Annotated in this window: 13 protein-coding genes; 6 read left to right on the top strand and 7 right to left on the bottom strand. The window is 65.2% G+C overall.

The annotated features are described in order from the left end of the window. Window positions 1-189 precede the first annotated feature (189 nt). Window positions 190-1,098, top strand: coding sequence for an alpha/beta fold hydrolase (locus ACNFG0_RS22505; RefSeq protein ID WP_416766472.1), 909 nt, complete (start codon window positions 190-192; stop codon window positions 1,096-1,098). 244 nt (window positions 1,099-1,342) lie between these two features. Here the strand turns inward: ACNFG0_RS22505 and chrA are convergent, their stop codons facing one another. The 4 genes from chrA to folM form a co-directional block, all read right to left on the bottom strand. Then, window positions 1,343-2,662, bottom strand: a complete 1,320-nt coding sequence (chrA, locus tag ACNFG0_RS22510; RefSeq protein WP_416766473.1) for a chromate efflux transporter — start codon at window positions 2,660-2,662, stop codon at window positions 1,343-1,345. A 107-nt stretch (window positions 2,663-2,769) separates the two neighbouring features. Further along, window positions 2,770-3,111, bottom strand: a complete 342-nt coding sequence (locus ACNFG0_RS22515) for a HopJ type III effector protein (protein WP_416766474.1) — start codon at window positions 3,109-3,111, stop codon at window positions 2,770-2,772. Continuing rightward, the gene (locus ACNFG0_RS22520) at window positions 3,104-3,400 is read right to left on the bottom strand and encodes a DUF1244 domain-containing protein (RefSeq protein ID WP_416766475.1); all 297 of its coding nucleotides are present in this window, start codon (window positions 3,398-3,400) and stop codon (window positions 3,104-3,106) included. The genes ACNFG0_RS22515 and ACNFG0_RS22520 overlap by 8 nt, the downstream gene beginning before the upstream one ends. 11 nt (window positions 3,401-3,411) lie before the next feature. Then, on the bottom strand, window positions 3,412-4,104 hold the full coding sequence (gene folM / locus ACNFG0_RS22525) for a dihydromonapterin reductase (RefSeq protein WP_196144429.1): 693 nt from the start codon (window positions 4,102-4,104) through the stop codon (window positions 3,412-3,414). A gap of 252 nt (window positions 4,105-4,356) precedes the next feature. Between folM and ACNFG0_RS22530 the strand changes: the two genes are divergently transcribed. Next, window positions 4,357-5,298, top strand: a complete 942-nt coding sequence (locus ACNFG0_RS22530; protein ID WP_416766477.1) for a MerR family transcriptional regulator — start codon at window positions 4,357-4,359, stop codon at window positions 5,296-5,298. Here the strand turns inward: ACNFG0_RS22530 and ACNFG0_RS22535 are convergent. Together ACNFG0_RS22535 and ACNFG0_RS22540 are read right to left on the bottom strand one after the other, a co-directional pair. Further along, window positions 5,283-5,900: a hypothetical protein gene (locus ACNFG0_RS22535; protein WP_416766478.1), complete on the bottom strand. Its 618-nt coding sequence runs from the start codon at window positions 5,898-5,900 to the stop codon at window positions 5,283-5,285. The genes ACNFG0_RS22530 and ACNFG0_RS22535 overlap by 16 nt on opposite strands. Window positions 5,901-5,959: 59 nt before the next feature. Then, window positions 5,960-6,397 carry a PAS domain S-box protein gene (locus ACNFG0_RS22540; protein ID WP_416766480.1) on the bottom strand — a complete coding sequence of 146 codons (438 nt, stop codon included), beginning with the start codon at window positions 6,395-6,397 and terminating at the stop codon, window positions 5,960-5,962. Window positions 6,398-6,500: 103 nt separating this feature from the next. Between ACNFG0_RS22540 and ACNFG0_RS22545 the strand changes: the two genes are divergently transcribed. Continuing rightward, a complete protein-coding gene (locus ACNFG0_RS22545; RefSeq protein ID WP_196144425.1) occupies window positions 6,501-6,956 on the top strand; it encodes a flavodoxin in 456 nt (151 codons plus the stop codon). A gap of 51 nt (window positions 6,957-7,007) precedes the next feature. On the opposite strand, the gene ACNFG0_RS22550 is transcribed toward ACNFG0_RS22545, so the two are convergent. Then, window positions 7,008-7,898: a LysR substrate-binding domain-containing protein gene (locus ACNFG0_RS22550; protein WP_416766481.1), complete on the bottom strand. Its 891-nt coding sequence runs from the start codon at window positions 7,896-7,898 to the stop codon at window positions 7,008-7,010. 95 nt (window positions 7,899-7,993) lie between these two features. Here ACNFG0_RS22550 and ACNFG0_RS22555 point away from each other — a divergent pair, with 95 nt between their 5' ends. The 3 genes from ACNFG0_RS22555 to ACNFG0_RS22565 all read left to right on the top strand — a co-directional run bounded on the left by ACNFG0_RS22555 (window position 7,994) and on the right by ACNFG0_RS22565 (window position 10,134). Continuing rightward, the gene (locus tag ACNFG0_RS22555) at window positions 7,994-8,380 is read left to right on the top strand and encodes a CidA/LrgA family protein (RefSeq protein ID WP_196144423.1); all 387 of its coding nucleotides are present in this window, start codon (window positions 7,994-7,996) and stop codon (window positions 8,378-8,380) included. Beyond that, window positions 8,370-9,056, top strand: coding sequence for an LrgB family protein (locus ACNFG0_RS22560; RefSeq protein WP_196144422.1), 687 nt, complete (start codon window positions 8,370-8,372; stop codon window positions 9,054-9,056). The genes ACNFG0_RS22555 and ACNFG0_RS22560 overlap by 11 nt, the downstream gene beginning before the upstream one ends. A gap of 172 nt (window positions 9,057-9,228) precedes the next feature. Continuing rightward, complete coding sequence (locus ACNFG0_RS22565) at window positions 9,229-10,134, top strand: alpha/beta fold hydrolase (RefSeq protein WP_416766482.1); 906 nt, start codon at window positions 9,229-9,231, stop codon at window positions 10,132-10,134. Window positions 10,135-10,259 lie beyond the last annotated feature (125 nt).

The following is a 10,259-nucleotide window of genomic DNA, read 5'->3' on the forward strand; positions in this document are numbered from 1 at the left end:
GGGGCGGGTGGGGCCCCGCTGCCCCCCCCCCGGGCCGCGCCTCCGGGGCGGCGGCCGGCGGTGTTGGGGGGGGGCTGGCCCCGCGATTGGAGGGCAAAGCCCTCCCCAATACCCCCACCCACCCACGAAAAGGGCCACAAAAGCCCCAGGTTTTTGCTAGCGTTGGCGCACCAGCACAGGACGCGCGCCATGAGCAGCCTCATCCAACCCGCCACCGCCTTTCGCCACACCGCTGCCGACGGCTACATCCTCGGCGGTTTCTGCTGGCGCCATGCCGACCCCGACGCCCAGCGCCCGCTGGTGATCATCAACGCCGCCACCTCGGTGCGCTGCCGCTACTACACGCGTTTTGCCGACTACCTCTTCGCCCAGGGCTTCGATGTGCTGACCTACGACTACCGGGGTATCGGCGAGTCGCGCCCGGCATCGCTGCGCGGCTTCCAGGCGTCCTGGAGCGACTGGGGGCGGCTGGATTTCGAGGCCATGCTGCAGCTGGCCGGCGAAGCCTTCCCCGGCCAGCCGGTGGATGTAGTAGGGCACAGTTTCGGCGGCTGCGCGGTGGGCCTGGCGCCCTCCGGCAACCGGCTGCGGCGGGTGGTGATGGTGGGCGCGCAGTTCGCCTACTGGCGCGACTACGCAGCTGACCAGCGCTGGCGACTGCTTGGCAAATGGCACCTAGTGATGCCGCTGCTGACCCGCTTGTGTGGCTACTTCCCCGGCAAGCGCCTGGGCTGGATGGAAGACACCCCGGCTGGGGTGGTGCACGACTGGACCACCCGCACGCCACGCTACGAGCATCGCCCCAGTGGCCGGACGCTGGCCGAGCTGCCGTTCGCCAGGGTGCGCGCGGCGACCCTGGCGATCAGCCTGACCGACGACCCATTCGGCACCGTGGCCGCTACCGAGCGCCTGCTGGGGTACCTGCAGGATGCCGAGCGTCGGCATTTGCGCCTGGCACCTGGGGATATCTCGGTGGGTGAGATCGGCCATTTCGCGTTCTTCCACGACCGTTTCCGCGAAAGCCTGTGGCCGATTGCCTTGGCCTGGTTGCAGCAAGGCGGGTTGCCCGATCAGGTACCGGGGCAAGTCATCGGTTGAGGTTGCCTGATCCGGCCCAATCGCGGGGCAAGCCCGCTCCCACAAAAAACGTCGTCGCCCTCTGGACTGCCTCCAAGGTTTGGAGGGTGGGGGCAGTTCACTCTGTGGGAGCCAACTGTCTTGAGTTGCTTGCCCCGGTCCTATCGCTGGCAAGCCAGCTCCCACAGGTACGGCGGTGTCTCTGAAAACAGCGCAGGCCTGGTGGGAGCGGGCTTGCCCCGCGATTGGGCCGGCCCTGCCAACTTCAAACATGATACCCATACAGCGTGGCCAGCAGCCCCGCCAACGCACAGGCGATCAACACCTCCAGCACCCCGCGGCGGAACAGCAGCAACCCCAATGCCGCCAGCACCGCAATCAGTAGCGCCAGCCAATCGACCCCGGCGCCGAACCCATGGGGCCAGAACACGTGGTAGCCGAAGAACAGCGCCAGGTTGAGGATCACCCCCACCACCGCCGCGCTGATCGCCGTCAGCGGCGCGGTGAAACGCAGCTGCCGCCGTGTGCTCTCCACCAGCGGCGCGCCGATCAGGATGAACAGGAACGAGGGCAGGAAGGTGAACCAGGTCACCAGGCACGCCGCCAGGGCGCCAGCGAGGAATGCCTGGTCGGCGCCGAACTGCGCCTGCACGTAGCCGCCCACGAAGCCGACGAAGGCCACCAGCATGATCAACGGCCCCGGCGTGCTCTCGCCCAGGGCCAACCCATCGATCATCTGCGTCGGCGTCAGCCAGCCGTAATGAGTCACCGCCCCCTGGTACACATACGGCAACACCGCATAGGCGCCACCAAAGGTCAGCAAGGCGGCCTTGGTGAAGAACCAGGCCATCTGGGTGAAGGTACCATCCCAGCCGAACAGCAGTGTCAGTGCCGCCATCGGCAGGCACCACAGCGCGGCGCCGCAGGCCACCAGCCACAGCAGGCGCGGCCAGCGGAAGCGGGTGTGCTCCGGTTGTACCGAGGGCTCTTCCGCCACCGGCTGCTGCCCGCCGCTGGCGCGCACTGTCTGGAACAGGCGCGGTTGCCAGCGCCCGCCTAGGTAGCCGAGCACACCGGCACCGATGACGATCAGCGGGAATGGCAGGCCCAGGCCGAACAAGGCCACGAACGCTGCCAGGGCGATGGCCCACAACGCGGCGTTGTGCAGCACTCGCGAGCCGATGCGCCACGCGGCCTGGAGCACGATGGCGGTAATCGCGGGCTTGAGCCCGTAGAACAGGCCGGCCACCACCGGCTGCTGGCCATGGGCGACATACACCCATGACAGGCCGATGAGGATGAACAGCGACGGCAGGACGAACAACCCGCCGGCGACGATGCCGCCCCAGGTGCGGTGCATCAGCCAGCCGAGGTACGTGGCCAACTGTTGGGCTTCCGGGCCGGGCAGCAACATGCAGTAATTGAGGGCGTGGAGGAAGCGCGACTCGCTGAGCCAGCGGCGTCGCTCGATGATCTCGCGGTGCATCAGGGCGATCTGCCCGGCGGGGCCGCCGAAGCCGATGAAGCCCAGCTTGAGCCAGAACAGCATGGCCTGGCGAAAGGGGATAGGGTGCTCGGTCTGCATGCAGGTCTATCCAGAGGGCAAGGGGAGAGCTGCGCCCTCCCAATCGCCGGCAAGCTGGCTCCCACAAGGCCAGTGGCAGCCGGCTTGCCGGGTATTGGGCGGTGATATCAGGCGTTGCGGGTAAGTGGCTGCGCCGCGAACTTCACCCCGGCCAACCCATGCTTGATCAGCGCACGGATATTGGCATGGTCGCTCCCGTCGGGAGTGGCCAGCACACTGCGGTAGTGCTCGCCGAATGCCAGCAACGCTTCCTGGTCGCTCAGGCCTTCGAGCAAGGCCAGGCCCAGGGTCTTGCACGAGCCTTCGTTCTGCCCGGCGGCGTTGGCCACGCCGCCATTGTCGAAGGCCTGTGGCTGGTAGCTGTAGTGGGCGGCGACGAATGCCAGGGTATCGGCGAATGCATGTTCGCCGCTGGCGAGGCTGGCGCGCAGGGTGGTCAGATCAGTCACGTGGCTTTCCTTTTTCGAACGCTGCTTGTTGCTCGGCGCTGGCTTCTTTCTGGTACTGGGCCTTCCAGTCGGCGTAGGGCATGCCATACACCTGCTCGCGGGCGTCATCCAGGCTCATCTCGATCTGGCGTTCGTCGGCGGCGGCCTTGTACCACTTGGACAGGCAGTTGCGGCAGAAACCGGAGAGGTTCATCAGGTCGATGTTCTGCACATCGGTGCGTTTTTGCAGGTGTTCGACCAGGCGCCGGAACGCGGCGGCCTCGAGTTCGAGCTGTTGTTGCGCAGTCATGGGAGCTTTCCTCAGGTCATGCGGTTCTTCAGGTGGCGGCCACCGTTGATGACCACCTGGCTGCCGGTGCTGTACTGGCTTTCGAGCAGGAACATCACCGCCTCGATCAGCGGGCGGGCGCCAGGCTCGAATTCCAGCAGGGCTTTCTTCAGGGTCTGCTGGCGATAGGCGTCGTCGCCGCCTTCCTTGAGAATCAGCAGGCCAGGAAGGATACCGTTGACGCGCACCTTCGGCGCGTATTTTTCAGCGAACGACAGCACCATGTTCTGCAGCGCGGCCTTGGTCGCGGCGTAGCCGATATGGCTCTTGCTGCCCCGCGAAGAGGTCTCGTCGCAGATGTGGATGATATCGGCCTTTTCCACCTTGGCCAGCAGTTCGCCGAGGGCCAAGTTGAGGTGGTACGGCGCCTCGACGTGCAGGCGGAACATGGTCTGCAAGTTGTCCAGGCCGTCGTCGAGCCACAGCGAGGCGTTGTGAATGATCGCCCGCAGGCCGTCATGGTTGTCGTGCAGGTAGTCGATCAAGGCCTGGCGGTCGGCCTCCTGGCAGAGGTCGGCCTGGAACTGGACGATGTTCGGGTGTGGCGTGTGCGGGTGGATACTGCGGCTGGCACTGACCACCGTATGGCCGGCCTTCGCCAGTTCCAGGGCCAGGGCCAGCCCGACGCGCTGGCTGGCGCCGGTAACGAGGATTGGGCTGTTCATGTTCGAGGCAGTCAACTTGTCTGTCCGTGCATTGATGGGCCCAGCATACCCGAACTGTTTCCCTCGTGTGCGCTCGGCCCCCCGGAACCAGGCGGCCGCGTCAGGTGTGCGCAACATTAATGAACGAATCGGCCGGCGCTTACCTCTGAGCGTGGTGCAGTGACGGTCCACCGGTGGGCGGGCGGTGCTGGATCTCCACCCAAGCCATCGTAGAATGCGTATCAATCATCAGGAGACAGGGTGCCTGTGCACATGATCAGTCAGCTTCAAACGCCCTTGGGCGCTGCGGGCCTGGAGCACCAGGAGCTGTTTCCAATTCGCGAGGTGGCCCGCCTGACGGGCGTCAACCCGGTGACCTTGCGAGCGTGGGAGCGTCGCTACGGCCTGGTCCAGCCGACGCGTACCGACAGCGGCCATCGGCTGTATTCCCAGGCCGACATCGACAATATCCGCAACATTCTCGGCTGGCTGGAGCGTGGCGTGGCGGTGAGCAAGGTCGGCAGCATCCTGGCGCGCGACCAGGCGTTGGCGCAGGATGATCAGGGCTCGGGCCGTGAAAATGAGCGGGCGCGCTGGCGCACGCAGGTGCAGGAGGCCGCCCAGCGCTTCGATGGCGCAGCGCTGGAGCGATTGTTCGATCAGGTATTCGCCAATTACGCCCAGGACCAGGTGTTCGGCGAGGTGTTCATGCCAGCCTGGCAGGCCTTGCGCGCGGGGCAGACCGGTTTCGGGCGCGCCAGCGAATGGCTGTTTCTCGATCAGTTCCTGCGCGGCCGGGTGCTGTTGCGCCTGCAACTGGCCCGTGCGCCCTGGAGCCAACGCGTGGTGCTGGCGCCCTTGTCAGGCCAATGCCAGGAACTGGAGCTGCTGGTGGCGGGGCTGCTGCTGGGCAGCGAGGAGGTGGGCGTCACGGTGTTGCCGGCCGGGCAGCCGTTGGCGGAGCTGGCGTTGGTCTGCGAGCGCCTGGCGCCTGATGCCCTGGTGGTGTTTTCCAACCAGCAGCCCACGGCGCAGCTGGGCAAGTGCCTGACAAGGCTGAACCAGGGCGTTGCGTGCCCGATATTGTTGGCGGGGGAGGCGGCGGAACTGGCCCAGGACAGCCTGGCGGCCAGCCCGGTGGCCTGTCTGGGCGCGGAGGGAAGCCTGATGCGCAGGCGCCTGCGTCAGTACCTGGCGGGTCAGTTGGATACGTGAACGTGCAGCTCTGGGTGCGCCTGGCGGTGTGCCTGGAGAATGTATTCGCGCAGGCGCTCGATTTCTTCCGGCGCGCTGTCGCCCAGGTCGTAGGCGGCCAGGTCCGGGCCGATACGCCGGCGCAACGTGCCGTGCAGCTGGATGGCCGGGATGCCCTCGGGGGCGAAGCGCAGGTCGAAGTCGGCGGGCGTTATGGGCAGGTCGCGGATCTGCACCAGTACGCCCTTGGAAGAAATCTCGCGCACCCACAGGCCGCTGGCCTGGTCTTGTGCATCCAGAAGCGCTGCCGGCTGTTCCAAGGTCATGCGCCAAGGGCGTGGCTTGGGGCCGTTCTCGTAAATTTCCGGTGAGCCCAGCTGCAGATGCAGGGCATGGAATTCGTCTTCGACCAACTGCAGCGGGAAGCTGATCTGTTGGTTGTTGAATTGCGCCTGGAGCTGGACCTGTTCGTTAGCCACCAGGCGGGTCAGCAGTTCCTGGATTCGACGGTCGCCATTGACCAGCAGGCTCGACATGGGGTCGGCCAGGTTCAACTGGGGCGAATGCTGCATGTCCTGGATGAAGTCCAGTTCGTCCTGGGTCAGGAGGGCGTCGGCTTGCATGATTGGGCTCGAAGGTGATGATTTCTTCAAGGTGATGGACACCGTCCAAGGCGCTTCGTTCAGCTACGTTCGTCGGGTTCCTGCCGGCCCAGACGCGCCCGGGCCTCGGCCAGTTCCCGTTCCAGCTCGACCTGGCGGCTGACGTCCTTCTGGATCCCGATGAAATAGGTGCGTTGGTCGGCGGCGTTGTAGACCGGGGTGATCGATAGCTCGTTCCAGAACGCGCTGCCATCCTTGCGGTAGTTGCGCAGCACTTCCCGGCACGGCTGCCCTTCGGCCAGGGCTCGGCGGATCCGGGCGCGCCCGAGCTGGTCGCGGTCGTCGCCTTGGAGGAAGCGGCAGTCCTGGTAAAGGATGTCGTCGCGGGTGTAGCCGGTCAGGCGTTCGAAGGCCGCGTTCACGTAGATCAGGATGGTGTCGTCGCCTTCCTGTTCGGTGACCACGATCCCGTCGTTCGAGGCGTCGACCATCGATTGCAGCAGTTGCGCGTTGATCATGTCCGGGCCATTGGCATGAGGGGACTTTGGTGGAAGGCGGCCTTTTGCCACTGGTGAATGCTAGTATCCTACGTTTTCACTCAGTTTCGGAATCCTCTGCCCGATGAAAGTCGCCATTATTTCCGGCTCGGTGTATGGCACCGCCGAAGAAGTCGCCCGCCACGCCGAGGCCTTGCTCAAGGCTGCCGGTTTCCAAGCCTGGCATGCTGCCCGCGCCACCTTGCAGGATTTGCAGGGCTTCGCCCCGGAGGCATTGCTGGCCGTGACCTCGACCACTGGCATGGGCGAGCTGCCCGACAACCTGATGGCGCTGTACGGCGACATTCGCGATACCTTGCCAGCCGCTTGGCGCGGGTTGCCGGGGGCGGTGATCGGGCTGGGCGATTCCAGCTATGGCGACACCTTTTGCGGCGGTGGCGAGCAGATGCGCGAGCTGTTCGCTGAGTTGGGCGTGCGGGAAGTGCAGCCGATGCTGCGCCTGGATGCCAGCGAGACCGTGACACCCGAGGCCGATGCCGAGCCGTGGCTGGCAGACTTCATGGCCGCGCTCAAAGCCTGACCCCAGCCGTCGCACGCCCCCTATAGGGGCGGCGACACCTCATGGCCCAGGCTAATCACTGACCGCTGGATGCTCCCGCACCAACTGCAACCACGCCTGCGCCGCCCGCGACAGGTACGCTCCGCGTCGCCAGATAAAGGCGATGTCCCAGCGCAAATGGCGTGGCGCACCCAGCGGTACCCGCACCACCCCAGGTCGCTCCAGCGCGCGCGCTACTACCCTGGGTAACAGCACCACCCCTTGCCCGGCGGCCACCAGCGCCGCCAGGAAATCCGCCTGCCCACTGCGCCCCCCTTCCTTCGGCGTGAACCCCAGTTGCTGGCAAGCACTCAGCAGCCGGTCATTGAGCACGAAGCTGCGCTGGTACAACAGAAACGGCGTATCGGCCAATTGCTGCAACTCGACTTGCATCGCTCCAGCCAACGCATGCGCCTGGGGTAGCAGCGCATCCAGCGGCTCGTTGCAAAATGGTTGGTAGTCGAACGCCGTGTCGCTGGGTGTAAGGCTGCCGCCCAGCTCCAGTTCCCCGCTTTTTACCGCCTGCTCCACGGTACGGCTGCCACCTTCGAGCAGTTGGATCGAAATATTCGGGTGCCGCCGCCGGTATTCAGCGAACAGCCCTGCGAACAACGCATCGCTGCCCAGCAACGGCAGGCCCAGGCGCAACTCGCCGCGGGCCATGTGGCTAAGGTCGTCGAGTTCGTTCTGCAGCTCCTGGCGCTGACGCAGCAAGGCTTCTCCTCGCTCCAGGACGATACGCCCGGCGGCGGTCAGGTGCAGTTGCGACCCCTGGCGCTCCAGCAAGGGCTGGCCGATGTCCTGCTCGAGCTGGGCGACTTGCTTGCTCACAGCGGACTGGCTGATGTGCAGGGTCAGTGCAGCCTGGGTGAAGCCGCCACGGTGGACCACCTCGATGAAACTGCGCAGCTGTTTGAATTCCATGATCGAATTCCATTTTGGAATGGAGGCAAGTCTAACAATTCGCTTCTGGCCTAGGCAGCGCAAATCTAGAATAGAGCCTCTCGAGGACCTATCTGATGAACCCTGCGTTATTGAAGAAAAGCCTGCGCCTGTTCGCCGAATTGGCGGTATTGCTTGCCTTGTTCTTGCTCGGCGGCCAGCTGTCCAGCTGGCTCGGCTGGCCCATTCCCGGTGGGGTGATGGGGCTGGCGCTGCTGTTGCTGCTGTTCGCCTTCGGCGTGCTCAAACCCTCCATGTTGCAGTTGGGCGCCGGCTGGCTGATGGCGGAGATGCTGTTGTTCTTCATTCCAGCCCTGATGAGCCTGCTCGACTACGGCAGCCTGCTGCGCAGCGAGGGCTGGCGCATCCTGCTGGTGATCGCCGTGAGCACCGTGCTGGTGATGGTGGTCACGGCCGTCACGGTGGAGCTGGTATGCCGCTGGAGGTTGCGCCATGAGCCTTGAACCCATGCCGCTGTTCTGGCTTGCCCTGACACTGCTTGCCTACCTGGGCAGCCGCTGGCTGTATCGCCGCAGCGGGCGCTACCTGCTGTCGCCACTGATTTTGGTGCCGGCTGTGCTGTTGGCGGTGGCCGTGCCGTTGCACACCGCCTATGCCGAATACGCGCGCAATACCCATTGGCTGATGGGGGTGTTGGGCCCGGCGACCGTAGCCTTCGCGGTGCCGATCTGGCAGCAGCGGGCGATGCTGGCGCGTCACTGGCCGGCCTTGCTGGTGGGTATGCTCGCCGGCAGCCTGGTCTCGATCGGCAGTTCCTGGAGCCTGGCGCACCTGTTGGCGCTGGATGATGCAGTCAGCCTGTCGTTGGTGCCGCGTTCGATTACCACGCCTTTCGCCATGCCGTTGGCCCAGGGCCTGGGCGGCGTGCCGGAACTGACAGCCGTGTTCGTCATGTTCACCGGCGTGCTGGGCGCGATGTTCGGCGGCATCCTGCTGCGCATGCTGCCGCTGCGCACGCCTTTGGCCCGCGGCGCGCTGTTTGGCGTGGGCGCCCATGGCGCTGGCGTCAGCCGGGCCCAGGAGGTTGGGCGCGAGGAAGGTTCGGTGGCCGGCCTGGTCATGGTCCTGACCGGCCTGCTCAACCTGTTCGCCGCCCCATTGCTGGCCATGCTGCTCTGACCGTTCGTACCCCTGACCCGCAAAGCCAGCAAGCTGGCTGCCAACGCAAGTTCCGCCCCCCGGTGGGCTGACTAGACTGAGCCTCTACATAGAGCGCACACACAAGTGCCCGAGGGCAGGCCGCGAACGCTGCCTGCTTTGTCGCCAACACGTAACCACCGGGACAATTCTGATGCCACTGGCAGAGATACCTTTGTGCGTCTGGCGTACCCGAGCCCAGAACTTCGCCTTTCGGGGCCAGACCATCCGCTACTGGACTGCAGGGCAGGGAGAGCCACTGCTGCTACTTCACGGTTTCCCCACGGCCAGCTGGGATTGGCACTACCTGTGGGCACCTTTGACCCAACGCTTTCGCGTGATCGCCTGCGACATGCTTGGCTTCGGCGACTCGGCCAAACCGCTGGACCATGACTACAGCCTCATGGAGCAGGCCGACCTGCAACAGGCACTGCTCGCCTACCTGGACGTCGACCAGCCCGTGCATCTGCTGGCGCATGATTATGGCGGCAGCGTCGCCCAGGAACTGCTGGCGCGCCATTGCGAACTGCGTATCGAAATCGCCAGCTGCGCGTTTCTCAACAGCGGCCTGTTCCCCGAGTGCTACCAGGTGCTGCTGGTGCAGAAACTGTTGCTCAGCCCGTTGGGCTGGTTGGTGGGCCGCAGCTTCGGGCGTGACGATCTGGTGCGCAATGTCAGCCATGTCTATGGCCCGTGCACCCACCCCAGCGAAAGCGCACTGGATGATTACTGGAGCCTGATCGTCGCCAACCAGGGCACGCGTATCCTGCACAAGCTGATCGGCTACCTGCCCGAGCGCAGGCGGTACCGTGAACGTTGGGTCGGCGCATTGCTACGCCGCTGTGTGCCGCTGCGCTTCATCAATGGCGTGGCCGACCCGATTTCCGGTGCGCGCATGCTCGATCGCTACCGGCAACTGGTGCCGGCGGCAGATACCGTGGCATTGCCGGGTATCGGGCACTACCCGCATACCGAGGCACCGCACCAGGTGCTGCGGCATTATTTGGCGTTTCGCGAACAGCCTCTGAGCTATGTACCGCAGAAAGTCGCCTGGTCATAAGGAATTCTTGCGGGCATCGAGTAGGAGGCGGGCTCTGACCCGCCGTCCTCTCACACCACCGTGCGTACGGTTCCGTACACGGCGGTTCAGGTTATGCGACTAAGCCGGTTGATCGTATCCAGTAT

The sequence above is a fragment of the Pseudomonas sp. NY15372 genome, from assembly GCF_048068215.1.
Lineage (GTDB): Bacteria > Pseudomonadota > Gammaproteobacteria > Pseudomonadales > Pseudomonadaceae > Aquipseudomonas > Aquipseudomonas guariconensis_A.